The sequence below is a fragment of the Pseudomonas sp. S1_G07 genome, from assembly GCF_054668565.1.
In genome coordinates this window covers 5,998,214-6,024,875 of the sequence record NZ_CP162778.1, presented here as the reverse complement: position 1 = coordinate 6,024,875, position 26,662 = coordinate 5,998,214, and the positions used below count along the sequence as shown (strand labels likewise).

At 56.6% G+C, this 26,662-nt stretch carries 23 protein-coding genes, 3 tRNA genes, 3 rRNA genes and 2 pseudogenes; 22 read left to right on the top strand and 9 right to left on the bottom strand.

The genetic code is table 11. The features are described from left to right. Positions 1-96: 96 nt before the first annotated feature. From AB4O05_RS27535 to AB4O05_RS27525, 3 genes are all read right to left on the bottom strand, one after another. The gene (locus AB4O05_RS27535) at positions 97-2,340 is read right to left on the bottom strand and encodes an ATP-binding protein (RefSeq protein ID WP_460134142.1); all 2,244 of its coding nucleotides are present in this window, start codon (positions 2,338-2,340) and stop codon (positions 97-99) included. Beyond that, the gene (locus AB4O05_RS27530) at positions 2,337-2,951 is read right to left on the bottom strand and encodes a biliverdin-producing heme oxygenase (protein ID WP_460134144.1); all 615 of its coding nucleotides are present in this window, start codon (positions 2,949-2,951) and stop codon (positions 2,337-2,339) included. Before AB4O05_RS27530 ends, AB4O05_RS27535 begins: the two co-directional genes overlap by 4 nt. 215 nt (positions 2,952-3,166) lie before the next feature. Continuing rightward, positions 3,167-3,526, bottom strand: a complete 360-nt coding sequence (locus tag AB4O05_RS27525; RefSeq protein WP_460134145.1) for a response regulator — start codon at positions 3,524-3,526, stop codon at positions 3,167-3,169. 176 nt (positions 3,527-3,702) lie between these two features. Here AB4O05_RS27525 and AB4O05_RS27520 point away from each other — a divergent pair, with 176 nt between their 5' ends. Together AB4O05_RS27520 and AB4O05_RS27515 are read left to right on the top strand one after the other, a co-directional pair. Continuing rightward, positions 3,703-4,134, top strand: coding sequence for a bleomycin resistance protein (locus AB4O05_RS27520; protein WP_460134148.1), 432 nt, complete (start codon positions 3,703-3,705; stop codon positions 4,132-4,134). A 43-nt stretch (positions 4,135-4,177) separates the two neighbouring features. Then, positions 4,178-4,558, top strand: a complete 381-nt coding sequence (locus tag AB4O05_RS27515) for a c-type cytochrome (RefSeq protein WP_460134149.1) — start codon at positions 4,178-4,180, stop codon at positions 4,556-4,558. A 14-nt stretch (positions 4,559-4,572) separates the two neighbouring features. Here the strand turns inward: AB4O05_RS27515 and AB4O05_RS27510 are convergent, their stop codons facing one another. The 4 genes and pseudogenes from AB4O05_RS27510 to AB4O05_RS27495 all read right to left on the bottom strand — a co-directional run bounded on the left by AB4O05_RS27510 (position 4,573) and on the right by AB4O05_RS27495 (position 6,826). Beyond that, a complete protein-coding gene (locus tag AB4O05_RS27510; protein WP_460134151.1) occupies positions 4,573-5,268 on the bottom strand; it encodes a ribonuclease T2 family protein in 696 nt (231 codons plus the stop codon). A 274-nt stretch (positions 5,269-5,542) separates the two neighbouring features. Then, a pseudogene (locus tag AB4O05_RS27505) lies at positions 5,543-5,905 on the bottom strand (detoxification); the annotation flags it as partial. A 137-nt stretch (positions 5,906-6,042) separates the two neighbouring features. Then, a complete protein-coding gene (locus AB4O05_RS27500) occupies positions 6,043-6,414 on the bottom strand; it encodes a PH domain-containing protein (RefSeq protein WP_460134152.1) in 372 nt (123 codons plus the stop codon). 82 nt (positions 6,415-6,496) lie between these two features. Then, the gene (locus AB4O05_RS27495; RefSeq protein WP_460134153.1) at positions 6,497-6,826 is read right to left on the bottom strand and encodes a hypothetical protein; all 330 of its coding nucleotides are present in this window, start codon (positions 6,824-6,826) and stop codon (positions 6,497-6,499) included. A gap of 567 nt (positions 6,827-7,393) precedes the next feature. Between AB4O05_RS27495 and AB4O05_RS27490 the strand changes: the two genes are divergently transcribed. The 6 genes from AB4O05_RS27490 (at position 7,394) to AB4O05_RS27465 (ending at position 13,520) form a co-directional block, all read left to right on the top strand. After that, a 16S ribosomal RNA gene (locus tag AB4O05_RS27490) occupies positions 7,394-8,930 on the top strand. Between the two features lie 123 nt (positions 8,931-9,053). Further along, a tRNA-Ile gene (locus AB4O05_RS27485) sits at positions 9,054-9,130 on the top strand. 10 nt (positions 9,131-9,140) lie between these two features. Next, positions 9,141-9,216 (top strand) — tRNA-Ala (locus tag AB4O05_RS27480). Between the two features lie 240 nt (positions 9,217-9,456). Then, positions 9,457-12,348: ribosomal RNA gene (locus AB4O05_RS27475) — 23S ribosomal RNA — on the top strand. Between the two features lie 170 nt (positions 12,349-12,518). Further along, a 5S ribosomal RNA gene (rrf, locus tag AB4O05_RS27470) occupies positions 12,519-12,634 on the top strand. The 16S, 23S and 5S rRNA genes sit together here with 2 tRNA genes alongside, the layout of an rRNA operon. A gap of 367 nt (positions 12,635-13,001) precedes the next feature. Then, a complete protein-coding gene (locus tag AB4O05_RS27465) occupies positions 13,002-13,520 on the top strand; it encodes an isochorismatase family protein (protein ID WP_460134155.1) in 519 nt (172 codons plus the stop codon). Between the two features lie 287 nt (positions 13,521-13,807). Here the strand turns inward: AB4O05_RS27465 and AB4O05_RS27460 are convergent. Then, a tRNA-Leu gene (locus AB4O05_RS27460) sits at positions 13,808-13,892 on the bottom strand. 108 nt (positions 13,893-14,000) lie between these two features. Between AB4O05_RS27460 and queA the strand changes: the two genes are divergently transcribed. The 7 genes and pseudogenes from queA to AB4O05_RS27425 form a co-directional block, all read left to right on the top strand. After that, positions 14,001-15,050 (top strand): tRNA preQ1(34) S-adenosylmethionine ribosyltransferase-isomerase QueA, encoded by a 1,050-nt coding sequence (queA, locus tag AB4O05_RS27455; protein ID WP_460134157.1) that lies wholly within the window; start codon positions 14,001-14,003, stop codon positions 15,048-15,050. Positions 15,051-15,055: 5 nt separating this feature from the next. Continuing rightward, complete coding sequence (gene tgt / locus AB4O05_RS27450; protein WP_010565220.1) at positions 15,056-16,171, top strand: tRNA guanosine(34) transglycosylase Tgt; 1,116 nt, start codon at positions 15,056-15,058, stop codon at positions 16,169-16,171. A 43-nt stretch (positions 16,172-16,214) separates the two neighbouring features. Then, entirely contained in the window at positions 16,215-16,553 is a 339-nt protein-coding gene (gene yajC / locus AB4O05_RS27445; RefSeq protein WP_003175975.1) for a preprotein translocase subunit YajC, read from the top strand. A gap of 62 nt (positions 16,554-16,615) precedes the next feature. Continuing rightward, the gene (secD, locus tag AB4O05_RS27440) at positions 16,616-18,484 is read left to right on the top strand and encodes a protein translocase subunit SecD (RefSeq protein WP_460134159.1); all 1,869 of its coding nucleotides are present in this window, start codon (positions 16,616-16,618) and stop codon (positions 18,482-18,484) included. A gap of 9 nt (positions 18,485-18,493) precedes the next feature. Further along, complete coding sequence (secF, locus tag AB4O05_RS27435) at positions 18,494-19,408, top strand: protein translocase subunit SecF (protein WP_460134160.1); 915 nt, start codon at positions 18,494-18,496, stop codon at positions 19,406-19,408. Between the two features lie 123 nt (positions 19,409-19,531). Further along, positions 19,532-20,074 carry a glycine zipper 2TM domain-containing protein gene (locus AB4O05_RS27430; protein ID WP_460134161.1) on the top strand — a complete coding sequence of 181 codons (543 nt, stop codon included), beginning with the start codon at positions 19,532-19,534 and terminating at the stop codon, positions 20,072-20,074. A 113-nt stretch (positions 20,075-20,187) separates the two neighbouring features. Then, positions 20,188-20,541, top strand: a pseudogene (locus AB4O05_RS27425) (transposase); the annotation flags it as partial. 219 nt (positions 20,542-20,760) lie between these two features. Here the strand turns inward: AB4O05_RS27425 and suhB are convergent. Beyond that, complete coding sequence (gene suhB, locus AB4O05_RS27420; protein WP_017846186.1) at positions 20,761-21,576, bottom strand: type III secretion system regulator SuhB; 816 nt, start codon at positions 21,574-21,576, stop codon at positions 20,761-20,763. A 145-nt stretch (positions 21,577-21,721) separates the two neighbouring features. Between suhB and trmJ the strand changes: the two genes are divergently transcribed. The 7 genes from trmJ to hscB all read left to right on the top strand — a co-directional run bounded on the left by trmJ (position 21,722) and on the right by hscB (position 26,631). Beyond that, entirely contained in the window at positions 21,722-22,492 is a 771-nt protein-coding gene (gene trmJ, locus AB4O05_RS27415; protein ID WP_460134162.1) for a tRNA (cytosine(32)/uridine(32)-2'-O)-methyltransferase TrmJ, read from the top strand. Positions 22,493-22,494: 2 nt separating this feature from the next. Beyond that, positions 22,495-23,280 carry a serine O-acetyltransferase gene (cysE, locus tag AB4O05_RS27410; RefSeq protein WP_460134163.1) on the top strand — a complete coding sequence of 262 codons (786 nt, stop codon included), beginning with the start codon at positions 22,495-22,497 and terminating at the stop codon, positions 23,278-23,280. 227 nt (positions 23,281-23,507) lie between these two features. Beyond that, on the top strand, positions 23,508-23,999 hold the full coding sequence (gene iscR / locus AB4O05_RS27405; protein ID WP_003194020.1) for a Fe-S cluster assembly transcriptional regulator IscR: 492 nt from the start codon (positions 23,508-23,510) through the stop codon (positions 23,997-23,999). Between the two features lie 50 nt (positions 24,000-24,049). Next, positions 24,050-25,264 carry an IscS subfamily cysteine desulfurase gene (locus tag AB4O05_RS27400; RefSeq protein ID WP_460134165.1) on the top strand — a complete coding sequence of 405 codons (1,215 nt, stop codon included), beginning with the start codon at positions 24,050-24,052 and terminating at the stop codon, positions 25,262-25,264. Positions 25,265-25,363: 99 nt separating this feature from the next. Continuing rightward, positions 25,364-25,750: a Fe-S cluster assembly scaffold IscU gene (iscU, locus tag AB4O05_RS27395; protein ID WP_460134166.1), complete on the top strand. Its 387-nt coding sequence runs from the start codon at positions 25,364-25,366 to the stop codon at positions 25,748-25,750. Positions 25,751-25,778: 28 nt separating this feature from the next. Continuing rightward, positions 25,779-26,102, top strand: a complete 324-nt coding sequence (gene iscA, locus AB4O05_RS27390) for an iron-sulfur cluster assembly protein IscA (protein ID WP_010565230.1) — start codon at positions 25,779-25,781, stop codon at positions 26,100-26,102. A 7-nt stretch (positions 26,103-26,109) separates the two neighbouring features. Further along, positions 26,110-26,631, top strand: coding sequence for a co-chaperone HscB (gene hscB / locus AB4O05_RS27385; protein ID WP_460134167.1), 522 nt, complete (start codon positions 26,110-26,112; stop codon positions 26,629-26,631). Positions 26,632-26,662: the final 31 nt, after the last annotated feature.

Here is a 26,662-nt window from a genome sequence, read left to right as displayed (position 1 = left end):
ATGTCAGTGTTTTGTTAAGGCGTTGGCGATTGGCGTGCAGAAATGTGTCAGCGTTTTTTCCACCGTTTCCTGACCGCAGAAAAACCACGGATCGCATCAGATACGCGAATCTTCGTTCACCCTCGGTACCGTAAAGCGGAACTCACTGCCACGCCCCACTTCGCTCTCGGCAACAATCCTGCCACCGTGGGCCTGGACGATGCCCTGGGTGATATACAACCCCAAGCCACTGCCGGTGGGGTTGTTTTCAGTCTGCGTCCAATAGCGGTCAAATACATAGGGCAATTGCTCCGGCGCAATGCCTTCACCGGAGTCGCGCACCGAAAACACGATTTCTTCGCCATTGCTCATGGCGCTGATACCAATGCTGCCTTGGCGCGGAGTGAACTTGATGGCGTTGCCGATCAGGTTCGACAGAACCTGGAACAGGCGTTCGGGGTCGCCGTTGATCTGCAGGCCGGGCTCAGCGTTGAACGACAGGTCAATGCCTTTTTCCATGGCCAGCGGTGTCAGCAGGGAATACGCTTCCTCGAACATCTGGCTCACATCCAGCGCCACCGGTTTGACCACATAGCGTCCGGCCTCGATTTTCGAAGTGTCGAGCAGGTCTTCCAGCAGCACATTCATACGCCCGGCGGCCTGTTGCATGGTGTCGATGGCCGAGGAAATGCGCCGTGAGGTGTGTGGGCCGTCGGAGCTGAACGCTTGTTGCATCATGCCGCAGAGCATGGAGATGACGGTCATCGGGTTACGCAAATCGTGGGACACCACCGCCACCAGGTCATCACGTGCGCGCACGGCTTGTTGTTCGCGCAGCACCTGGCGGGACAAGTCATTTTCCAGGGCGGAACGGCGCAGATCATTGGCGGCAAACAGATCTCCATGGCTCCACTTGGTGGAGATGCCGGCCATTTCCTCTTTCCAGATTTCAAACGAGGTGCGTGGGCAAAGACGCAGACCTGCGTCGGAGTTCTCCAGTGCCAGCGGTTTTCTCGGGTCGCCGCTCCAGTTGATGTTTGCCTTCACTTCCGGGCGGAACCACAGCACGCCGTTGTCCACGGGCTTTGGCAGACTCATGGCCAAGACACCGCTGGCCACCTGCTGAAACTCAGTGGCGGGCGGGTAGACCGACGCCAGGTTGTGGCTGGAAAACACCGGCTCGCCGCTCTCTTGCAGCCATTTGTGCAGCGCACGGATCTGCTCCGGTTCCGGGCAGTTGCCGTAGCGGTGCAAGTGTTTGTCTTCGATGATCGCCACGCCGCCGGACAAGGTGAGGTCCATCAGCAATTGCGGTTGCTGGGCCAGGCCGTCAAACACGTTGTCCGCCGCGGCCTTCATCGCCTGGTCCAGCCGGGCCAGGGTCTCGACTTTTTCTTCACGCTGAAGGCTCAGGTCCAGGGCTTCCATGGCACTGATCTGCAAGGACAGTACCTGACCGATGGTCTGGCACGCGGTGCGTAAATCGTTCGGCACCAACAACGGCTCACGGTTGCCGCAACTGATCAAACCCCACAGCTTGTCGCCATTCATCAGGGAAATGCTCATGGACGACAGCACGCCCATGTTCTGCATGTACTGGCAGTGAATCGGCGACACGCTGCGCAGCGTGGCGAAGCTCAGGTCCAGCGGCTCGCCGGTGTCCGGGCGCAACGTGGGCAACAGTGGCACCGGCTCGTAGGCCGCGTTCGGGATAATGCGCAGCCAGTTGGTGCGGTACAGCTCTCGAGCCTGCTCGGGAATGTCGGACGCGGGGAAGAACAGCCCGTTGAACAATTCCATGGAGGGCGCCGAGGCTTCGGCAATCACCTGGCCGTGGCCTTCTTCTTCGAAGCGGTAGATCAGCACCCGGTCGTAGCCGGTCATGGCCTGGATTTCATTCACGCTGATTTCGTACAACGCTTGCAGGGTTTTCGCCGACTGCAAACGTTGCAGCATCTTGCCCAGGTCGCTGGTGCGAGCATTCAGTGCGCGCGGCTGGAAGTTCTCCAGCAAGGGTTCGAACTCCAGCACCAGCACGCCTTGGTGTCGATGCAGCAGGCCGTCGAACTTGGCGCCGTTGAAGGTCACGTGCAATGGCGGCGCGTCGATGAAGTGGTCGTGCTCGAGCATGCTTTGCACCGCAGCGACAGGCTCGGCGCCCAGCAATGTCTGCAGTGGCTGGCCCAGCAGCGCCTCGGGCGCGTGGTTGAACTGCGTGCCGACGTTGGCGCTGACCTGGATGATCCGCAGGTCAGGCTCGGACAGCGTCAGCAACACACCATGAGGTTGGATCGCCCCCGGAAAACGAATGGGTTCGTTGGCGCAGTTGGCAAGCAGCTCTTCAAAATCTTCGGGTTTCATAGCAGTACCTCCTGGCTGTCGAGCCATTGCTCAAAGCAGCGGAATGTCGAACGTGCAGCCATCACCGCGCGCTGTCTGGCGTCGGCGTCGAGCGTCTGGTTGTGCAAGTAGTCGAGAAAGTCTTTCCAGCGCCGACCGGTCTCGGCACCGTAGACGTTGAGAAACGCACCGCCGTTGCTGGCGTCCAGGCCCAGGCGCCGGGCCATTTCCCGGCGTAAAACCTGGCCGCCCAGCGTCGCGCCTTCCAGTACATAAAGGGCGCCGAGGCAGGCGGCTGGGGTATCGAATGACGGCAGTTCGGCACAGCGCGGCAGGGCGCGGATTGCGTCGTCATTCAGGCCCAAGGCGTGAAGATCGTCCAACAGTGTCGGCGTTTTCATCCGCGGTGCCAGGTCTAAACCAGCGGGGATCAGCCCGCAGTCGTACAATGCCGCTTCTATTGGGCCGTAAAACCCGTAGTACGCCTGGAGCAGGCGCTGGTATCCGTCTGAATCCAGGCATTCGGAGAAAAACGGCAGGCGCTTTTCCAGCGCCACATGCAACAGGGCCGTACCAGTGCGCAACGCTTCCAGCAATGAGGGCGCACCAACGTCATGGGCCTGTGAATGCATTCGATAAGCTCGAGCTATGGGCCTGCCGGCCATGAATGACGCAAGAAAATGGGCGACGATTCTACACAACTCATGGCCGTTGACTGTACGCACAAGACGAAAAGCCTGACCGACGGATCAGAAAAGTCGCTCCCTGCTCATTAATGACCGTAGCGGCTACCTTGAAGTTCGGTTCAAGTAATATCGCGGCAATATCAATGCATGGACAGCCCCTGTCAGGTCAGCGCCGATTGCACGCACTCAAGCAGATGCTCAGTACTCCACGGCTTGGGCAAAAAACGCACCGACCCACCCAATTGCGCCGCCATCTTGGTATTACCGGACGTCAGCACCACCTGCATCTGCGGCCAACGATGGGCCACCACCCGGCTCAGGTCATAACCATTGAGTAAACCCGGCATCTGAATATCACTGACAATCAGGTCCACCGGCTCATCGCCCCGTTCCAGGTAAATCATGCCTTCATCCGCCGAAGGGAACGAGGTGACCACCGCGCCGAAATCTTCCAGTACATCCACCATTAACGAGCGAATGATCTCGTCGTCTTCCAGCACCAAAATCGATGGCTGAGCCATGATCCTTACTCCACCATCAGGGTTCAGTAAGGTGGAGTGGGGCGCGGCTGGATAGGTTCGATTGAATATGTCTTAAACGATGGGTGGTCATTCAAAGTGTCTAGGTTGCGTATTTGCCGGGTGGTGCGGCACGATGCCCGCGCCACGCGTTGAACGCGAACTCGTAAAGGATTGCTATGTTTAGCCGTAACGCCCTCGTTCCTGAACTCATCGTAACCACGCTCGCCACCAGCTTGGGTTTCTGGGTGGACCAGTTGGGGTTCGCCATCGCCTACCAGCGCCCCGAAGAAGGTTTTGCCTACCTCGACCTGCATGGTGCACAAATCATGTTGGAGCAGTACGACCCCGACGCAGGTCAGTGGCTGACTGCGCCGCTTGCTCCACCGTTCGGACGTGGCATCAACCTGCAAATCGACGTATCGGCCGTATCGCCTATCCTGCGGCGCCTGGCAGTACTGGGTTGGCCGTTGTTCCGTGACGTTGAAGATGCCTGGTACCGAGCGGGAGAAGTCGAGACGGGGCAGCGCCAGTTCATCGTGCAAGACCCCGACGGTTACTTGGTGCGCCTGGTTGAGCGGCTGGGGGAGCGGCCATTGAAACAGGCATAATGGCGCCGACCGTTGCCGCTGAAACACCTGACGTGGAGTGCCCATGAAGTACCGTGCCGTGATGACCCTTGCCCTGATTTTCAACACCGCCCCGTCTCTCGCGGCAGGCGATGCCGAGGCCGGCGGCAAGCTCTTTACCAAGACCTGCGGTGGCTGCCATAGCGTAGGCGAAGGCGCACGCGGTGGGTTTGGCCCGCAACTTAACGGCATCATTGGCCGGCCTGCCGGCACCACCACTGACTATCAGTACTCCGATGCGATGAAAAACTCCGGTGTGGTCTGGACCCGGGACAAACTCGCTGCTTATATCGAGGCACCGAAAAAAGTGGTGAGCGGTACGCGGATGATCTTCTGGGGCATCAGTGATCAGGAGACGATTGAAAATATTCTGGCGTACCTCGGGACTTTTCAAGAGGCGCAATAAAACGTCCGGTTCGTTCAAGCACCGTCAGGAACGAACGTCGGCTGAGATTTGCAGGGAATACCAATCTGTAGCGATGGGTCTCCCTCATACGGTTTACCTTGGTCGGTGATGCGGTAGAACACCTCGTGCAGGTATTGCTTGCCGTCTTGTTCAAAGCAACGGAAGGACGCGTTGTCAGGAAATGCCTTTTTGAGTTGGTCGAACGTCACGCTGTCGCCCACCCAACCTTCAAACATACTCTCGTTGTATCGGACGACGTGCCTGAGTTTGAAGATGTCGTTGAAGTATTCCTCTTTAGTTTTGCCCGAACAGGTACCGTGCTTTTCCCATTCGTGCTTGAACATGCCTTCCGGTTCAGGGGTGACTAACTTGGCGATCGCGGGGTTGCCTGCGATTTCTTTGAGGTCGCTGGAGCTGATCTCACATGCTGTCCCCTGCTCACAGCTGCAAAAGGCTGGATGACGATTGGTTTTCTCTTGAGTGCTATGGTTGTATGGCCAGATACCGTGGGTAAGAAAACGTGCGGGAGGCGAAGTACAACCCGTTGTCTTGGGTTTCAGCTTGCAGAAGCTGGGTTGCCACGTAACGGAGTAAACCCAATATTCGCCTTTATTGGCCGGGGTGATTTCCTCGTTGTTGTCCAGCGCCTGAACGGCGTTACATTCCAGGATCAGGACAATGGCTGCCAGAGTGCTTGCTGAGAACTTCATGAATTATTTCCTGTCGTTGAGGAGCAGGTTTGATAAGGCCATGTCGAGAGCGTCTGCTCAGTTCTGCGCGAAGTCTACTGTCAGAACTAACAGGTAGCCCGACAGCTCCGTGAGCGTTTGTGCAGTGTATAAATGGGTCCAGTCCTTACGCCCAATCACCTCGATAAGGACATCTGCCGTGAAGCGAGTCACGCTTCGGGCCAGTAACGAGTACGTTCAGCTTGGGCTCCGCCAACATCCCACTGACCATAGCCCCTGTGGCAGCAGCGGCCTACTCCAGTACGGCTGTTCGCAAGGTCAATTACCCCACGCCAGCGGGCAAGGTATCGCCACCGATCTTGCGCAAGGCCACGGTGCCCCGAGCATCCACCTCGCGTCCGCACAACAGGCTGAAGTGGCCGTACTCCTTGATCAGTTCCAGCGGTACGTAACCGTCTGTGTAATGATTGAGACCATCGGGCAGTTGGCAGGGTTTGATGAAGGTGCAGCCTGGAGGTTTGTCGAACGTGGGCGTTGGGGCGGGCAATGGAGTGAACAAATCGATAGGCGGCAAATAGGGCACGCGCGATGGTTGCGGGGTCAGGATTCGTCGTTTGAGTTGTTCTTCTTCGGTGATGGGGTACGCGCGTTCAGACATGACGGGCTCACTTCCTTGTGCGGGGGAGTGAGCCTACGAGAAGGGGCGGGGCGCGGGAATTGGTATTGTTCGGTGGGGCGCGTGGGAAAAGTAGACAGAAACCGCTCCCACATTTTGATCCGGTGTATATCCGCAGATCAGGTCAGCAGGTGCTTGGAAATCAGCCGGGAGATTTCAACAATCGAGGTTTTGCCAGTGAATTCAAATTTCACTTTGCCCAGCGACGAAAAGTAAATCTCCAGTTCCGAGTCCAAGTCAAACGTGCCGGACGTTTCCACCGAGTACGCGACGATGTTTTTGTACGGTAGTGAGGTGAAGTCTTTCTTGCTGCCGGTAAGGCCTTGCACGTTCACCGCGATGATGCGCTTGGTGGTGAAGACCACGCCGTCGCGCATGGCTTTGTAGGCGTCGATGACTTCTTCACCATCCAGCAGCAGGGCGGCGACGCGTTCGGCGTATTCGTTGTTTTGTTTTAGTTTGAAGAAGCCTTTGTTGTTGAAGTCGATCATTTTCCGGTCCTTATGATAGGTCAATGAGGGGGCTGTGATTATGACGCCCATCGCGGGCAAGCTCGCTCCCCAGGGGCACGCGTCACTGGATAGCTTTGAGGTAGTCCTTGAGTGCGTCGAGCGGTAGGGTGAGTTCCTCCAGCGTAGAGGCTTTATGCAGGTCATTCGTCAATCGCCGCAATTCCCGACCCAGCACCGTGTCAGCTCCACCCAACGCATCCAGCGCCTGCACCAGGCACTCATTCGTTTTGAGTTGAATCGCCGGCAAATCTGCTTGCCTCACCAATAACCCAAACACCTCCCGCTCATATCCATCCATCACCAGGTCATCACGCAAAACCGGGCTGCCGCCATCGGTCTCGTGCACCAGTTTCAGTGCAAAGAGTGCAACCGCCTCCAGCGTCAATTCCATGGTCTCGTATCCTCAGGTTTTTGGGCGGAAGTTGAGGAGGGCGATGATCACTGTTCTGTGGTGGAAAAAAAAGCCTGGGCATCAGCGCTGGCGTTGTCGAGCAGCTCCAATATGGCCCGAGTAGAAGGATGGCGCGGGGCGGGGGCATGAGCCTCTTCTGCGGAGCTTGCGCCTTTACTATATAGAGGCGGCATTGAGGTATTCATAAAGAACAAAGAATATTCAGTTAGGGGTTGACCCGGTAATTTAATCCTGTAGTATTCGCCTCCCGCTGACGAGAGATCGGAAGCGCAAGTGGTTGAAGTTGTTGAAGAATTCTTCGAAAGCTTCTGAAAATAACCGCTTGACAGCAAATGAGGGTGCTGTAGAATGCGCGCCTCGGTTGAGACGAAAGCTCTTAACCAACCGCTCTTTAACAACTGAATCAAGCAATTCGTGTGGGTGCTTGTGGGGTCAGACTGATAGTCAACAAGATTATCAGCATCACAAGTTACTCCGCGAGAAATCAAAGAATAACCAACGATTGCTGAGCCAAGTTTAGGGTTTCTTAAAAACCCAAAGATGTTTGAACTGAAGAGTTTGATCATGGCTCAGATTGAACGCTGGCGGCAGGCCTAACACATGCAAGTCGAGCGGTAGAGAGAAGCTTGCTTCTCTTGAGAGCGGCGGACGGGTGAGTAATGCCTAGGAATCTGCCTGGTAGTGGGGGATAACGTTCGGAAACGGACGCTAATACCGCATACGTCCTACGGGAGAAAGCAGGGGACCTTCGGGCCTTGCGCTATCAGATGAGCCTAGGTCGGATTAGCTAGTTGGTGGGGTAATGGCTCACCAAGGCGACGATCCGTAACTGGTCTGAGAGGATGATCAGTCACACTGGAACTGAGACACGGTCCAGACTCCTACGGGAGGCAGCAGTGGGGAATATTGGACAATGGGCGAAAGCCTGATCCAGCCATGCCGCGTGTGTGAAGAAGGTCTTCGGATTGTAAAGCACTTTAAGTTGGGAGGAAGGGCCATTACCTAATACGTGGTGGTTTTGACGTTACCGACAGAATAAGCACCGGCTAACTCTGTGCCAGCAGCCGCGGTAATACAGAGGGTGCAAGCGTTAATCGGAATTACTGGGCGTAAAGCGCGCGTAGGTGGTTTGTTAAGTTGGATGTGAAATCCCCGGGCTCAACCTGGGAACTGCATTCAAAACTGACTGACTAGAGTATGGTAGAGGGTGGTGGAATTTCCTGTGTAGCGGTGAAATGCGTAGATATAGGAAGGAACACCAGTGGCGAAGGCGACCACCTGGACTGATACTGACACTGAGGTGCGAAAGCGTGGGGAGCAAACAGGATTAGATACCCTGGTAGTCCACGCCGTAAACGATGTCAACTAGCCGTTGGGAGCCTTGAGCTCTTAGTGGCGCAGCTAACGCATTAAGTTGACCGCCTGGGGAGTACGGCCGCAAGGTTAAAACTCAAATGAATTGACGGGGGCCCGCACAAGCGGTGGAGCATGTGGTTTAATTCGAAGCAACGCGAAGAACCTTACCAGGCCTTGACATCCAATGAACTTTCTAGAGATAGATTGGTGCCTTCGGGAACATTGAGACAGGTGCTGCATGGCTGTCGTCAGCTCGTGTCGTGAGATGTTGGGTTAAGTCCCGTAACGAGCGCAACCCTTGTCCTTAGTTACCAGCACGTAATGGTGGGCACTCTAAGGAGACTGCCGGTGACAAACCGGAGGAAGGTGGGGATGACGTCAAGTCATCATGGCCCTTACGGCCTGGGCTACACACGTGCTACAATGGTCGGTACAGAGGGTTGCCAAGCCGCGAGGTGGAGCTAATCCCATAAAACCGATCGTAGTCCGGATCGCAGTCTGCAACTCGACTGCGTGAAGTCGGAATCGCTAGTAATCGCGAATCAGAATGTCGCGGTGAATACGTTCCCGGGCCTTGTACACACCGCCCGTCACACCATGGGAGTGGGTTGCACCAGAAGTAGCTAGTCTAACCTTCGGGAGGACGGTTACCACGGTGTGATTCATGACTGGGGTGAAGTCGTAACAAGGTAGCCGTAGGGGAACCTGCGGCTGGATCACCTCCTTAATCGACGACATCAGCTGCTCCATAAGTTCCCACACGAATTGCTTGATTCATTGAAGAAGACGATAGAAGCAGCTTTAAGCTCCAAGCTGATAGCTCCAAGCTAACAGTTACGCGCTCGAAATTGGGTCTGTAGCTCAGTTGGTTAGAGCGCACCCCTGATAAGGGTGAGGTCGGCAGTTCGAATCTGCCCAGACCCACCAATTTTGTTATGGGGCCATAGCTCAGCTGGGAGAGCGCCTGCCTTGCACGCAGGAGGTCAACGGTTCGATCCCGTTTGGCTCCACCATTAACTGCTTTTACTTGTTAGAGTTTAGAAATGAATATTCCGGCGTGAATATTGATTTCTAGTCTTTGATTAGATCGTTCTTTAAAAATTTGGGTATGTGATAGAAAGATAGACTGGACGTTACTTTCACTGGTAACGGCTCAGGCTAAGGTAAAATTTGTGAGTATCTCTTAATTGAGTATTATCGAATTTTCGGCGAATGTCGTCTTCACAGTATAACCAGATTGCTTGGGGTTATATGGTCAAGTGAAGAAGCGCATACGGTGGATGCCTTGGCAGTCAGAGGCGATGAAAGACGTGGTAGCCTGCGAAAAGCTTCGGGGAGTCGGCAAACAGACTTTGATCCGGAGATGTCTGAATGGGGGAACCCAGCCATCATAAGATGGTTATCTTGTACTGAATACATAGGTGCAAGAGGCGAACCAGGGGAACTGAAACATCTAAGTACCCTGAGGAAAAGAAATCAACCGAGATTCCCTTAGTAGTGGCGAGCGAACGGGGACTAGCCCTTAAGTGGCTTTGAGATTAGCGGAACGCTCTGGAAAGTGCGGCCATAGTGGGTGATAGCCCTGTACGCGAAAATCTCTTAGTCATGAAATCGAGTAGGACGGAGCACGAGAAACTTTGTCTGAATATGGGGGGACCATCCTCCAAGGCTAAATACTACTGACTGACCGATAGTGAACTAGTACCGTGAGGGAAAGGCGAAAAGAACCCCGGAGAGGGGAGTGAAATAGATCCTGAAACCGTATGCGTACAAGCAGTGGGAGCCCACTTTGTTGGGTGACTGCGTACCTTTTGTATAATGGGTCAGCGACTTATTTTCAGTGGCGAGCTTAACCGAATAGGGGAGGCGTAGCGAAAGCGAGTCTTAATAGGGCGTCTAGTCGCTGGGAATAGACCCGAAACCGGGCGATCTATCCATGGGCAGGTTGAAGGTTGGGTAACACTAACTGGAGGACCGAACCGACTACCGTTGAAAAGTTAGCGGATGACCTGTGGATCGGAGTGAAAGGCTAATCAAGCTCGGAGATAGCTGGTTCTCCTCGAAAGCTATTTAGGTAGCGCCTCATGTATCACTGTAGGGGGTAGAGCACTGTTTCGGCTAGGGGGTCATCCCGACTTACCAAACCGATGCAAACTCCGAATACCTACAAGTGCCGAGCATGGGAGACACACGGCGGGTGCTAACGTCCGTCGTGAAAAGGGAAACAACCCAGACCGTCAGCTAAGGTCCCAAAGTTATGGTTAAGTGGGAAACGATGTGGGAAGGCTTAGACAGCTAGGAGGTTGGCTTAGAAGCAGCCACCCTTTAAAGAAAGCGTAATAGCTCACTAGTCGAGTCGGCCTGCGCGGAAGATGTAACGGGGCTCAAACCATACACCGAAGCTACGGGTATCACGTAAGTGATGCGGTAGAGGAGCGTTCTGTAAGCCTGTGAAGGTGAGTTGAGAAGCTTGCTGGAGGTATCAGAAGTGCGAATGCTGACATGAGTAACGACAATGGGTGTGAAAAACACCCACGCCGAAAGACCAAGGTTTCCTGCGCAACGTTAATCGACGCAGGGTTAGTCGGTCCCTAAGGCGAGGCTGAAAAGCGTAGTCGATGGAAAACAGGTTAATATTCCTGTACTTCTGGTTATTGCGATGGAGGGACGGAGAAGGCTAGGCCAGCTTGGCGTTGGTTGTCCAAGTTTAAGGTGGTAGGCTGAGATCTTAGGTAAATCCGGGATCTTAAGGCCGAGAGCTGATGACGAGTCATCTTTTAGATGACGAAGTGGTTGATGCCATGCTTCCAAGAAAAGCTTCTAAGCTTCAGGTAACCAGGAACCGTACCCCAAACCGACACAGGTGGTTGGGTAGAGAATACCAAGGCGCTTGAGAGAACTCGGGTGAAGGAACTAGGCAAAATGGCACCGTAACTTCGGGAGAAGGTGCGCCGGTGAGGGTGAAGGACTTGCTCCGTAAGCTCATGCCGGTCGAAGATACCAGGCCGCTGCGACTGTTTATTAAAAACACAGCACTCTGCAAACACGAAAGTGGACGTATAGGGTGTGACGCCTGCCCGGTGCCGGAAGGTTAATTGATGGGGTTAGCTAACGCGAAGCTCTTGATCGAAGCCCCGGTAAACGGCGGCCGTAACTATAACGGTCCTAAGGTAGCGAAATTCCTTGTCGGGTAAGTTCCGACCTGCACGAATGGCGTAACGATGGCGGCGCTGTCTCCACCCGAGACTCAGTGAAATTGAAATCGCTGTGAAGATGCAGTGTATCCGCGGCTAGACGGAAAGACCCCGTGAACCTTTACTATAGCTTTGCACTGGACTTTGAATTTGCTTGTGTAGGATAGGTGGGAGGCTTTGAAGCGTGGACGCCAGTTCGCGTGGAGCCAACCTTGAAATACCACCCTGGCAACTTTGAGGTTCTAACTCAGGTCCGTTATCCGGATCGAGGACAGTGTATGGTGGGTAGTTTGACTGGGGCGGTCTCCTCCTAAAGAGTAACGGAGGAGTACGAAGGTGCGCTCAGACCGGTCGGAAATCGGTCGTAGAGTATAAAGGCAAAAGCGCGCTTGACTGCGAGACAGACACGTCGAGCAGGTACGAAAGTAGGTCTTAGTGATCCGGTGGTTCTGTATGGAAGGGCCATCGCTCAACGGATAAAAGGTACTCCGGGGATAACAGGCTGATACCGCCCAAGAGTTCATATCGACGGCGGTGTTTGGCACCTCGATGTCGGCTCATCACATCCTGGGGCTGAAGCCGGTCCCAAGGGTATGGCTGTTCGCCATTTAAAGTGGTACGCGAGCTGGGTTTAGAACGTCGTGAGACAGTTCGGTCCCTATCTGCCGTGGACGTTTGAGATTTGAGAGGGGCTGCTCCTAGTACGAGAGGACCGGAGTGGACGAACCTCTGGTGTTCCGGTTGTCACGCCAGTGGCATTGCCGGGTAGCTATGTTCGGAATAGATAACCGCTGAAAGCATCTAAGCGGGAAACTAGCCTCAAGATGAGATCTCACTGGAACCTTGAGTTCCCTGAAGGGCCGTCGAAGACTACGACGTTGATAGGTTGGGTGTGTAAGCGCTGTGAGGCGTTGAGCTAACCAATACTAATTGCCCGTGAGGCTTGACCATATAACACCCAAGCAATTTGCTTGCTTCAAGCCGAAAGGCAAAAGAGCACCAGATTGCGGTGTGTGAAGACGACATGAACCGAAAGTTCGACGCTCACAAAACACCGAAAGCTGTCACATACCCAATTTGCTGAAGCGCGGCCAGCTGGCCACGATTCGGTACCCGAATTTCTTGACGACCATAGAGCATTGGAACCACCTGATCCCATCCCGAACTCAGTAGTGAAACGATGCATCGCCGATGGTAGTGTGGGGTTTCCCCATGTGAGAGTAGGTCATCGTCAAGATTAAATTCCGAAACCCCTGTTTGCTAACGCAGACAGGGGTTTTGTTTTGGACGCTCGAAAAAAGTCTATGACTGTTTTTCAGTGAGCTCACGAACTTTTCCACTGTACGTACCGGGGATGTTGCCAGCCAGGAACGTGCTCTGCCTGAAGCAATCGCATCCAGGATGCTGGCTTGTCAGCGCGAAGCGATATTGCTAGTGTCGATTTATGACTAACTATTGCCTCTCCCCAGCCGCCACCACTACCGCCAAAAGCGGAGCGTGCGAGGTGTTGTGAGCTATAGCATACGAACTTCAAAGGCCCGCCAGCGATGGACAGGGCCTTTTTTATGTCCGTGTCGCAGGCTCACACGCAAGGAGATGCACCCATGTACGCCCTGTTGATACTCGATATCCAAGTCGGGCTTGTGCACGGCCCGGAAAAACCATGGCGCTGCGTAGAGTTGTTGGACACTGTGAATACCCTGATGAGCAAGGCGCGCAGCGCGGGGGCTCCGATTTTTCTCGCGCGCCACAACGGGCCCGTTGGATCTCCTATCGAGCCAGGCAGCCCGTTGACGATGATTGCGCAGGAGTTGAAGCTCTTGGGGGGAGAGGTAGTATTCGACAAATCGCGGCCCAACGCTTTCGAAATGTCCGGTCTGGCAGGCAATTTGCGCGCTCGCGGGGCCACTGGCGTGGTAATCACTGGGATGAAAACTCAATATTGCGTCGACAGCACTTGCCGTGTTGCCCGTGACCTTGGCTTCGATGCAGTGCTTATCGCAGAAGGTCACACCTGTTCAGACACTCCAGTTATGAGCGCTAAGGATATCATCGCTCATCACAACGCAACGCTTGCTGGGCCGTTCTGTCAGCTAATTCACGCTGACCAGTGGAGCTTCTAGCAGGGCATGATGCTGAATGATCCAAAAGAGTATGCCTGGCAAGAGGCTGCGAGAGGTTTTCGCGCTCCTAAGCCCTGTGTGGCCTATAAGGGGGCTCACAGGCTTACAGCGCAAAAAAGGTACCTGTTTGTCTGGACTCGTCTTCGAGTGGGCTTCTGGCGCCCTGGGGGATGTCGCTCAGCTGGTGAGGGCGCTCAAGCGCTCACTGAGGTGTCTTCTGAGCGCAAGCGTCTGACTTTTTTACAGGCGAAAAAAAAGACCTTGAATTTCAAGGTCTTTTTTTAAGATGGTGCCCCGAGGGAGACTCGAACTCCCACTCCTTTCGAAAACGGATTTTGAATCCGCCGCGTCTACCAATTCCGCCATCAGGGCTCAATGGCGGCGAAGTATAGAGATGAGATTACCGTTGGTCAATCACGTTTCATGGTCAATTTTGACTATTTCCGCTAGACTTCCCGGCCCTGCTAGACGAACCCCATCATGCGCGTTGCTGACTTTACTTTTGAGCTCCCTGATTCGCTGATCGCTCGCCACCCTTTGGCCGAGCGTCGCGCCAGCCGACTGCTGACCCTGGACGGGGTGAGCGGTGCCCTTGCACACCGTCAATTCACTGATTTGCTTGAGCATTTGCACCCAGGCGATTTGATGGTTTTCAACAATACCCGTGTGATTCCGGCACGTTTGTTCGGCCAGAAAGCTTCCGGCGGCAAGTTGGAAATTCTGGTTGAGCGAGTGCTGGACAGCCATCGCGTGCTGGCCCATGTGCGCTCCAGCAAGTCGCCTAAACCGGGTTCGAGCATTCTCATCGATGGCGGTGGCGAAGCCGAGATGGTGGCGCGCCATGATGCGTTGTTCGAGCTCAAGTTTGTCGAAGAGGTTTTGCCTCTGTTGGATCGCGTCGGCCATATGCCGTTGCCTCCCTATATTGATCGCCCCGACGAAGATGCGGACCGTGAGCGCTATCAGACGGTTTATTCCCAGCGCCTCGGTGCGGTTGCCGCGCCAACGGCAGGGTTGCACTTCGACCAGCCACTGCTGGATGCGATCGCCGCCAAGGGCGTCGAGACCGCGTATGTGACCCTGCACGTGGGGGCCGGCACGTTTCAGCCGGTGCGTGTGGACAACATCGAAGACCACCACATGCACAGCGAATGGCTGGAAGTCACCCAGCAGGTCGTGGACGCTGTAGAAGCATGCAAGGCGCGCGGCGGGCGGGTGGTGGCGGTGGGCACTACGAGTGTGCGCTCCCTTGAAAGTGCAGCTCGTGACGGCGTACTCAAGCCGTTCAGTGGTGACACCGATATCTTTATTTTCCCTGGCCGGCCATTCCATGTGGTCGATTGCCTGGTGACCAACTTCCATTTGCCCGAGTCCACCCTGTTGATGTTGGTGTCGGCATTTGCCGGTTATCCGCAGACGATGGCCGCTTACCAAGCAGCCATCGACAATGGATACCGTTTTTTCAGCTACGGTGATGCGATGTTTATCACCCGCAATCCGGCGCCGCGCGGCCCAGAGGAAACCTTATGAGTCGTATGTCGTTTGAACTGCTGGCCACCGATGGCAAGGCCCGTCGTGGTCGCCTGACCTTCCCGCGTGGCACCGTCGAGACGCCGGCGTTCATGCCAGTGGGCACCTACGGCACCGTAAAGGGCATGCTGCCGCGCGACATCGTCGCCACTGGCGCCGAGATCATCCTCGGCAACACCTTTCACCTGTGGCTGCGCCCGGGCACGGAAGTGATCAAGAAACATGGTGACCTGCATGACTTCATGAAGTGGCAAGGCCCGATCCTCACCGATTCCGGGGGATTCCAGGTGTTCAGCCTGGGTGCCATGCGCAAGATCAAGGAAGAGGGCGTGACCTTTGCCTCGCCGGTGGACGGCTCCAAAGTATTCATGGGGCCGGAAGAGTCCATGCAGGTGCAGCGTGACCTGGGCTCCGACATCGTGATGATTTTTGACGAATGCACACCGTACCCGGCGGACGAAGATGTCGCGCGAGTTTCCATGGAGTTGTCGCTGCGTTGGGCTCAGCGCTCGAAGAACGCCCATGGTGACAACACCGCTGCCCTGTTCGGGATTGTGCAGGGCGGCATGCATGAAAGCCTGCGCAAACGCTCGTTGGAAGGTCTCGACAAAATCGGCTTCGACGGCCTGGCCATCGGCGGCTTGTCGGTCGGCGAGCCCAAGCACGAAATGATCAAGGTGCTCGATTACCTGCCGGGCCTGATGCCTGCTGACAAACCTCGTTACCTTATGGGCGTTGGCAAACCGGAAGATCTCGTAGAGGGTGTGCGCCGCGGTGTGGACATGTTCGATTGCGTGATGCCAACCCGTAATGCCCGCAATGGGCATCTGTTCATTGATACAGGCGTGCTGAAGATCCGTAACGCGTTCCATCGCCATGATGATTCGCCGCTGGATCCCACCTGTGATTGCTACACCTGCCAGAACTTCTCCCGTGCTTATCTGCACCATCTGGACAAGTGTGGGGAAATGCTGGGTAGCATGTTGAATACCATCCACAATTTGCGTCACTACCAAGTCCTGATGGCTGGTTTGCGCGAGGCTATTCAACAGGGTACATTGGCCGCCTTCGTCGATGCCTTCTATGCCAAGCGCGGGCTCCCTGTGCCGCCCTTGGACTGAGTTTCCCGACCCTAAGATTCACTATTTGCAACTGGAGTGCTAAATGAGCTTTTTTATCTCTAACGCGATGGCTGACGCCGCTGCGCCTGCTGCTGCCGGCCCTATGGGTGGTGGTTTCGAGTGGATTTTCCTGGTCGGCTTCCTGGTCATCTTCTACCTGATGATCTGGCGTCCACAGGCCAAGCGTGCCAAAGAGCAGAAAAACCTGCTGGGCAGCCTGCAGAAAGGTGATGAAGTTGTCACCACTGGCGGTATTGCCGGCAAGATCACCAAGGTTTCCGATGCTTTCGTGGTTCTGGAAGTCTCCGACACCGTAGAAATGAAGTTCCAGAAGGGCGCCATCGCCGCTACGCTGCCTAAAGGCACGCTCAAAGCGATCTAAGTTCCAACCTTTACCAATCGACGGGGCGCGCAAGGCGCCCCGCGTTATAAGCGGGCGGCGTGATGCTGAACAAATACCCTCTGTGGAAATACGTACTGATCCTGGCGGTGCTGGCGATCGGTTTTATTTATTCCGCTCCCAATCTCTATCCTGATGACCCTGCGATCCAGATATCTGGCGCCAGCACTTCGCTGCAGGTCACCCAGGCTGACCTGGAGCGCGCGAGCAAAGCGCTGACCGATGCGGGTATCCAGGTTAAAGCGGCAACGTTGGCGGCTGGTGCGAAGGGCGGGTTGTTGCGCCTGACCAAGCAAGAAGACCAATTGCCGGCAAAAGATGTCGTGCGCAAGGTCATGGGTGACGACTACGTCGTTGCGCTGAACCTGGCACAGACCACGCCGCAGTGGTTGCGCAGCATTGGCGCGCACCCGATGAAGCTGGGTCTGGACTTGTCCGGTGGCGTGCACTTCCTGCTGGAAGTCGACATGGATAAAGCCCTCGACGCACGCCTGAAAGTCTACGAAGGCGACGTGAAGAGCCTGCTGCGCAAAGAGAAGTTGCGTTATCGCAGCCTGCCGCAACTCAACGGTGCCATCCAGCTGGGCTTCGCTGACGAAGCTTCCCGCGAGCAGGCCCGTGCGCTGATCCGCAAGAACTTCAACGATTTCGACATCGTACCGGCCGACCTGAATGGTCAGGCGGTACTGCGTCTGGCGATGAGCCCGGCGAAGATCGCGGAAATCCGCGAATACTCCATCAAGCAGAACTTGACCACGGTGCGTAACCGCGTCAACGAGCTGGGTGTGGCTGAGCCGATTGTGCAGCGTCAGGGTGCCAACCGTATCGTGGTTGAGTTGCCTGGTGTGCAGGACACCGCTGAAGCCAAGCGTATCCTGGGTAAAACCGCCAACCTGGAATTCCGTCTCGCGGCTGAGCCGGGTGCTTCCCGCGCCACTTCCGAGGAATTCGAGTTCCGTGAAGGCAATCGTCCTCCGGCGTTGATCGAGCGTGGCTTGATTATCACGGGTGACCAGGTGACCGACGCCAAGGCTGGTTTTGGCGAGCACGGCACCCCTGAAGTGAACATCCGCCTGGATGGCCACGGCGGCGAACTGATGAGCCGCGCCACGCGCAGCAACGTTGGTCGCAGCATGGCGGTAATCTTCATCGAGCAGCGCCCTGTTACCACTTACACCAAGCAGGTCATCAACGGCGTCGAGAAAGACGTGCCGGTGCAGACCTTCAAGGAAGAGAAGAAGATCATCAGCCTGGCGACCATTCAGTCGCCGCTGGGTGCGCAATTCCGCATCACTGGCCTGAACGGCCAGGGCGAATCCTCCGAGCTGGCACTGCTGTTGCGTGCTGGTGGCCTGGCAGCGCCGATGTACTTCGCTGAAGAGCGTACCATTGGCCCGAGCCTGGGCGCCGACAACATCACCAAGGGCGTGGATGCCGCGCTGTGGGGCATGCTGTTCGTGTCCCTGTTCATCATCGCCATCTACCGCTTCTTCGGCATCATTGCCACCGTGGCCCTGGCGGGCAACATGGTGATGCTGCTGGCCCTGATGTCGCTGCTGGGGGCAACGCTGACCCTGCCGGGTATCGCCGGTATCGTGCTCACCATGGGTATGGCGGTGGACGCCAACGTCCTGATCTTCTCGCGGATTCGTGAAGAGATCGCCGCCGGCATGACTGTACAGCGTGCAATCAACGAAGGCTTCGGCCGGGCATTTACCGCGATTCTCGACTCCAACCTGACCACTTTGCTGGTCGGCGGGATTCTCTTTGCCATGGGCACCGGCCCGGTCAAAGGTTTTGCGGTGACCATGTCCCTCGGTATCTTTACCTCGATGTTCACGGCCATCATGGTGACCCGCGCAATGGTCAACCTGATCTTTGGCGGACGTGACTTCAAGAAGTTGTGGATTTAAGGGGCTGCCATGTTACGTACAATCAACTTCATGGGCGTTCGCAACATTGCGTTCGGCATCACCGTGCTCCTTACCGTTCTGGCGTTGTTCAGCTGGTTCCATAAGGGCCTGAACTACGGTCTGGACTTCACCGGCGGCACGCTCATCGAGCTGACCTACGAGAAGCCGGCCGACGTTACCCTGGTGCGCAATGAGCTGGTCAAGGCTGGCTATCACGAAGCCATCGTACAGAGCTTTGGCGCCACCACTGACCTGCTGGTGCGTATGCCTGGCGAAGACCCGCAGTTGGGGCACCAGGTAGCCGAGGCCTTGCAGAAGGTCGGCGGCGACAACCCGGCATCGGTCAAGCGCGTCGAGTTCGTGGGCCCGCAAGTGGGTGAGGAACTGCGCGACCAGGGTGGCCTCGGCATGCTGATGGCTTTGGCCGGCATCATGATCTACCTGGCATTCCGCTTTCAGTGGAAGTTCGGCGTGGGGGCGATTGTCTCGCTGATCCACGACGTGGTCGTGACGGTGGGGATCCTGTCCTACTTCCAGGTTACCTTCGACCTGACCGTGCTGGCCGCGGTGCTGGCGATCATTGGTTACTCCCTCAACGACACCATCGTGGTATTCGACCGGGTTCGTGAGAACTTCCGTGTACTGCGCAAGGCGACGTTGATCGAGAATATCAACATCTCCACCACTCAGACCCTGCTGCGGACCATGGCGACCTCGATCTCCACCTTGCTGGCGATCGCCGCACTGATGATCTTCGGTGGCGACAACTTGTGGGGCTTCTCCCTGGCGCTGTTTATCGGCGTCCTGGCGGGTACTTACTCGTCGATCTACATCGCCAACGTGGTGCTGATCTGGCTGAACCTTAACAGTGAGGATTTGATCCCTCCGGCCAGCACTGACAAGGAGGTCGACGACCGTCCTTGATGGCTGGTTGTTATCTGCTGTTACAAGAAAGGCACGAGTATTGAACTCGTGCCTTTTTTTATGCTCCAAGGCTGGGTATAGCGCGGATCGTTCGGTCCGTTTGTGATGGTCAGGAGGTTCAACGTGAACAAGTCGTTACTGGTTGGTGCGGTATTGGGTGCTGTCGGTGTGACTGCCGGGGGTGCTGTTGCCACCTACAGCCTGGTAAAAAGCGGCCCTGAGTATGCGCAAGTACTGGCGGTGCAGCCGGTAAAAACCCAGATCAAGACCCCTCGCGAAGTCTGCAAGGACGTCGCTGTAACCCGGCAAAGGCCGGTAGAGGATCAGCATCAGATCGTCGGTACTGTGGTGGGTGCCTTGGCCGGTGGCCTGCTGGGCAACCAGATTGGCGGCGGTAACGGTAAGAAGTTGGCCACCGTGGCCGGTGCGGTCGGCGGTGGTTACGCCGGCAACAAGGTTCAGGAGGGTATGCAGAACCGTGATACCTACACCACCACCCAGACTCGCTGCAATACCGTCAACGACATCAGCGACAAGGTAGTCGGCTACGATGTGCGTTACACCCTGGATGGCAAAGAAGGTTCGGTGCGCATGGATCGTGACCCAGGCGGCCAGATCCCGGTCGACAAGGACGGGCGTTTGGTTCTCGGCCAGAACCAGCAGTAACCAGTTCTTCAGGCATAAAAAAAGCACCCCTTGCAGACTGTGTGAAAACCTAGCAATCTGCGCAGCGCTAAAAGAAAATGCTCCGTATCGAAAGATACGGAGCATTTTTCGTTATGGCTTACATTCAAGGAGAGTCCCGTAGCCAGACCAGTCTTTTCCCGGTCTCGCTGGAGGAACTGATCCCCGAGGATCACCTCGTTCGCGTCATCGACCTCTACGTCGCCAAGCTGGATCTGGTGCAACTGGGCTTCGATAAAGCGCTGTCCAAAAGCACCGGTCGCCCTGCTTATGATCCTGCCGATCAGCTAAAACTCTATCTCTACGGTTATTTCCAGCGGATTCGCTCATCGCGGCGCCTTGAAGCCGAGTGTCAGCGCAACATCGAAGTGATGTGGCTGATCAATCGACTCAAACCCGATTTCAAAACCATCGCCGACTTTCGAAAAAACAACAAACTCGCTTTTGTGGAAAGCGGAAATGGCCTTGGCGGTGAACGCTTATAACCTCAAGCGAGCAATTAGCGTGCTGGGAGCCCGCCAGCTGATGGCGCTGATGGACTGAAAGGCCTTTTTTCGTCTATTGCCCGCACAAAAACAAACGCCCCGAACAAGTCGGGGCGTTTGTTGGGCAGGCCTTCAGTGCGTTTTCACACAGTCTGATTGGGGTGCTTTTTTGTGCTCGCTCGCTTAGCGCTTCAGCGAAGCCGGCAGGTGCGGCTGAATCGCCGTCAGTACCGCCTTGAAGCATTTGGTGTTGCCAGCCACTACATGGCCTTTTTCCAGGAAGTCGTGACCGCCGGTGAAATCGCTCACCAGGCCGCCGGCCTCTTGGATCAGCAGGGCACCCGCTGCCATGTCCCACTCGGACAGGCCCGACTCCCAGAATGCGTCGAAGCGACCGGCAGCCACGTAGGCCAGGTCCAGGCTGGCAGCGCCTGCGCGACGGATACCGGCGGTCTGGCCAACCAGCGCGCGGAACATGCCCAGGTAGTTGTCCAGGTTGTCCATCTGGTCGTCACGGAACGGAAAGCCGGTACCCAGCAGGGCGCCGTCCAGGCTGGTGCGGCCGCTGACACGTAAGCGACGGCCATTGAGCTGAGCGCCACGGCCGCGGCTGGCGGTGAATTCTTCCTGGCGAACCGGGTCGAGAACGACAGCGTGTTCCAGGCGGCCACGGTATTTGCAGGCAATGCTCACGGCAAAGTGTGGGATGCCACGCAGGAAGTTGGTGGTGCCATCCAGTGGGTCGATGATCCACAGGTAGTCTTCGCCTTCGCCGCTGCCTTTGTGCAAGCCGGTTTCTTCACCGAGAATGCCGTGGGTAGGGTAGGCCTTGCGCAGCGCGTCGATGATTTTCTGTTCGGCGGCACGATCTACCTCGGAGACATAATCCTTGGCGTCTTTTTCGTCGACCTTGATGGTATCCAGGCGCTCGATGGAGCGGAAGATCAATTCACTGGCGCTGCGGGCGGCGCGCAGCGCGATATTCAGCATGGGCTGCATGGATGTGTCACCTAAGGTTGTTAAAGAAAGCCGAGCATTCTAGCAGAAACTTTCTTCAGGTGAAGGACGACGTTCGCTTTCATGGCATAACCTTAGGCTGTTCTGTAAGATTTGCTCCCCTTTCCCGTGTCCGAGAGCGCCTCCCTTGCTGCAAAACATTCGTGTCGTCTTGGTCAATACCAGTCATCCCGGCAATATCGGTGGGGTGGCGCGAGCCATGAAAAACATGGGGCTGACGCGCCTGGTGCTGGTCGAGCCGCGCGTGTTCCCGCACCACGAGGCTGATGCTCGCGCATCCGGCGCCAATGACCTGCTTGAAAAAGCCCAGGTCGTCGCCACGTTGGAGGATGCCCTGGTCGGCTGCAACCTGGTGCTTGGTACCAGCGCTCGTGATCGTCGTATCCCCTGGCCGCTGCTGGATCCGCGCGAGTGCGGCAGTAAAGTCGTGGAAGAGGCCGCTGGTGGCGCTGAAATCGCCTTGGTATTCGGTCGCGAAGATTCCGGTCTGACCAATGAAGAGCTGCAGCGATGTCACTACCACGTGCACATTCCATCAGACCCTGAATTCAGCTCGCTGAACCTTGGGGCGGCGGTGCAGGTGTTGACTTATGAAGTGCGCATGGCTTGGCTGGCTGCTGCAGGCCAGCCAAGCAAAATGGAGAAGGAAGAAGTTGCTTCGACCAAGAGTGGCGAGCTGGCCACAATGGACGAATTGGAGCGATTCTATGAGCACTTGGAGCAAACCCTGGTAGCCATTGAATTCCTCGATCCGGAAAAACCACGGCACTTGATGGCGCGCCTGCGTCGGTTGTACGGACGCAGCTCGGTCAGTCGAGCAGAAATGAATATATTGCGTGGCATCCTCACGGAAACCCAGAAAGCGGCCCGTGGCGAGCTTCTTAAGCGGAAGGATTAAAAATGTTCGAGCGTTTGCGAGAAGATATCCAGAGTGTTTTCCACCGTGATCCGGCGGCGCGCAACGCCTTTGAGGTGTTGACCTGCTACCCGGGCATGCACGCGATCTGGATCCATCGCCTGTCCGGCGCGCTGTGGGGGATGGGTTGGAAATGGCTGGCGCGGCTGGTGTCGAACTTCGGCCGCTGGTTGACCGGGATCGAGATTCATCCGGGGGCCAAGGTTGGGCGGCGCTTCTTCATTGACCATGGCATGGGGATCGTCATTGGCGAGACCGCCGAAATCGGTGATGACGTAACCCTGTACCAGGGCGTGACTTTGGGCGGTACCAGTTGGAACAAGGGCAAGCGTCACCCGACCCTGGAAGATGGCGTGGTGGTCGGGGCGGGCGCCAAAGTGCTCGGGCCCTTCACCGTGGGGGCTGGCGCCAAAGTGGGTTCCAATGCCGTGGTGACCAAGGCCGTTCCGCCTGGTGCGACCGTGGTGGGTATCCCTGGCCGGATCATCGTCAAGCCTGAGGTCGGCAATGAGCAGGAAGCCAAGCGCAAGGCCATGGCCGAGAAGATCGGCTTCGACGCCTACGGCGTCAGCGAAGACATGCCCGACCCGGTCGCCCGTGCCATCGGCCAGTTGCTCGACCACCTGCAGGCCGTGGATGGCAAGCTGGACGGTATGTGCGGTGCGCTGAAAGAGCTGGGCAGCAGTTACTGTGCCAAGGACCTGCCTGAGCTGCGCGAAGAAGACTTCGCCGAGATCAAGGACGAAGCCTCTGCGACTAAAGCTGGCTGAATGCGCTCCCCCTGTGGGAGCAGGCAAGCCAGCTTCCACAGGTGATATCCATAGGTCGTGCAATTGTCGCTCGGCCCTGTTCCCGCTGTTCGATTCCGCCCCGTCCTGCTATGATTCGCGCGCCCTTTTTGCGGGTAATCCTGACTAAAGTACTAGGTCTTATAGTTGACTTAAATACTCGGGAATCGCATACTTGCTCCCATTCTGAAACACCTTGGTACTTGTCCATGAGACTGACTACAAAAGGCCGATACGCGGTAACCGCCATGCTTGACCTGGCTTTGCACGCGCAAACTGGGCCGGTGTCCCTGGCCGATATCTCCGAGCGCCAAGGCATTTCCCTGTCCTACCTTGAGCAGCTGTTCGCCAAATTGCGCCGTAGCAATCTGGTTTCCAGCGTGCGTGGGCCAGGAGGTGGCTATCAGCTTTCGCGCGATATGCAGGGCATTCAGGTGGCCCAGGTGATCGATGCTGTCAACGAATCCGTCGATGCCACCAAATGCCAGGGTTTGGGTGACTGCCATGCCGGCGACACCTGCCTGACCCACCACTTGTGGTGTGACTTGAGCCTGCAGATCCATGAGTTTTTGAGTGGTATCAGCTTGGCTGATCTTGTAACTCGCCGTGAAGTACAAGAAGTAGCCCAGCGTCAGGACCAGCGCCGTTGCAACACCAAGGCGCCGCGTCTGGACAAGATTGAAGCGTCTGCCGTCGAGTGACAGCCGAAGAGCTAACGGCACGCCAGCCAGCCTGATTTAGGAGAAAGTCCATGAAATTGCCGATTTACCTTGATTACTCAGCGACCACCCCGGTTGATCCGCGTGTCGCGCAAAAGATGAGCGAATGCCTGCTGGTTGACGGAAACTTCGGCAATCCAGCCTCCCGTTCCCACGTATTTGGCTGGAAAGCCGAGGAAGCGGTCGAGAACGCTCGTCGCCAGGTCGCCGACCTGGTTGGCGCGGACCCGCGCGAAATCGTCTGGACCTCCGGTGCCACCGAGTCCGACAACCTGGCAATCAAGGGGGCCGCGCATTTCTACGCGACCAAGGGCAAGCACCTGATCACCACCAAGATCGAGCACAAGGCTGTCCTCGATACCATGCGCCAACTTGAGCGTGAAGGTTTCGAAGTCACCTACCTTGAGCCGACCACCGACGGTATCGTCACCCCGGCCATGATCGAAGCGGCGATGCGTGAAGACACCATCCTGGTTTCCGTGATCCACGTGAACAACGAAATCGGCACCATCAACGACATCGCGGCCATCGGCGAGCTGACCCGTTCCAAAGGGGTGCTGCTGCACGTCGATGCCGCCCAGTCCACCGGCAAGGTCGACATCGACCTGTCCAAGCTGAAAGTCGACCTGATGTCGTTCTCGGCCCACAAGACCTATGGCCCTAAAGGTATCGGTGCCCTGTACGTGAGCCGTAAGCCTCGTGTGCGCATCGAAGCCACCATGCACGGCGGCGGTCACGAGCGCGGCATGCGTTCGGGCACCCTGGCGACTCACCAGATCGTCGGCATGGGCGAAGCCTTCCGTGTAGCCAAGGAAGACATGGCTGCCGAAAACGTGCGTATCAAGGCCCTGAGCGACCGCTTCTTCAAGCAGGTCGAGAACCTTGAAGAGCTGTACATCAACGGCAGCATGACTGCTCGTGTACCGCACAACCTGAATTTGAGCTTCAACTACGTCGAAGGCGAGTCGCTGATCATGGCGCTCAAGGACCTGGCGGTTTCGTCCGGTTCGGCCTGCACCTCGGCTTCTCTTGAGCCGTCCTACGTCCTGCGTGCCCTGGGCCGCAACGATGAACTGGCGCACAGCTCGATCCGCTTTACGTTCGGCCGCTTCACCACCGAAGAACAAGTCGACTACGCCGCGCAGAAAGTCTGCGAAGCCGTCAACAAGCTCCGCGTTCTGTCGCCGCTGTGGGACATGTACAAGGACGGTGTCGACATTTCCAAGATCGAGTGGGCGGCACACTAACTATAGAAGCCGCCACCCAAGCTCTGTAGGAACGTGGCGGAAAACGCAGGCGTTTTTACAGGGTTCCAGAGCGGCCCTGATGAGTGAGGATTCAGTACCATGGCTTACAGCGAAAAGGTCATCGACCACTACGAAAACCCGCGCAACGTCGGCAAGATGGACGCGGAAGATCCTGATGTCGGCACCGGTATGGTCGGCGCCCCGGCGTGCGGCGATGTCATGCGCCTGCAGATCAAGGTCAACGAGGCTGGCGTTATCGAAGACGCCAAGTTCAAGACCTACGGCTGCGGTTCGGCCATCGCCTCCAGCTCCCTGGCGACCGAATGGATGAAAGGCAAGACCCTGGATGAAGCTGTCACTATCAGCAACACCCAGTTGGCCGAAGAGCTGGCCCTGCCGCCAGTGAAAATCCACTGCTCCGTACTCGCTGAAGACGCCATCAAGGCGGCTGTTCGCGACTACAAGCAGAAGAAAGGCTTGAACTAAGCATTTGGCGACGAGTAAGGAGTCAACGATGGCTATCAGCATGACAGAAGCGGCTGCGCGGCACGTGCGACGCTCCCTGGATGGGCGCGGTAAAGGTGAGGGGATTCGTCTGGGTGTTCGCACCACGGGCTGCTCCGGCCTTGCCTACGTGCTGGAGTTTGTCGACGAGGTGGTTGCGGAAGACCAGGTGTTCGAAAGTCACGGCGAGAAAGTGATCATCGACCCCAAGAGCCTCACGTACCTGGACGGCACCGAACTCGATTTCGTCAAGGAAGGGTTGAACGAAGGCTTCAAGTTCAACAACCCCAACGTTCGCGGTGAATGTGGCTGCGGCGAAAGCTTCAACATCTGAGGCTATTGTGGGTACTCCTTGTCATTTCGCTTTATTCGAGCTGCAGCCGGGTTTTCGGCTGGATCTCGAGCAGCTTGCCACGCGCTACCGTGAATTGGCGCGTAGCGTGCATCCAGACCGCTTTGCTGACGCTTCCGAGCGTGAGCAGCGCTTGGCGCTGGAGCAATCGGCCAGCCTCAACGAGGCCTATCAGACGCTTAAAAGCCCCGCGAAGCGCGCGCGTTACCTGCTCGCGATGAACGGTGGCGAGCTGCCATTGGAAGTGACGGTGCATGATCCGGACTTCCTGATGCAGCAGATGCAATGGCGCGAAGAACTCGAAGACTTGCAGGACGAAGCCGATGTGGCCGGTGTCGCGGTCTTCAAGCGTCGTCTGAAAACGGCCCAGGATGAGCTCAACGAAAGCTTCGCAGCCTGTTGGGATGACGCGGCGCAACGCGAGCAGGCTGAACGCCTGATGCGGCGCATGCAGTTCCTCGACAAGCTCACCTACGAAGTGCGCCAGCTAGAAGAGCGCCTCGACGATTAACCCAGTGCTGCCCGTGATGCACGCCTGATAG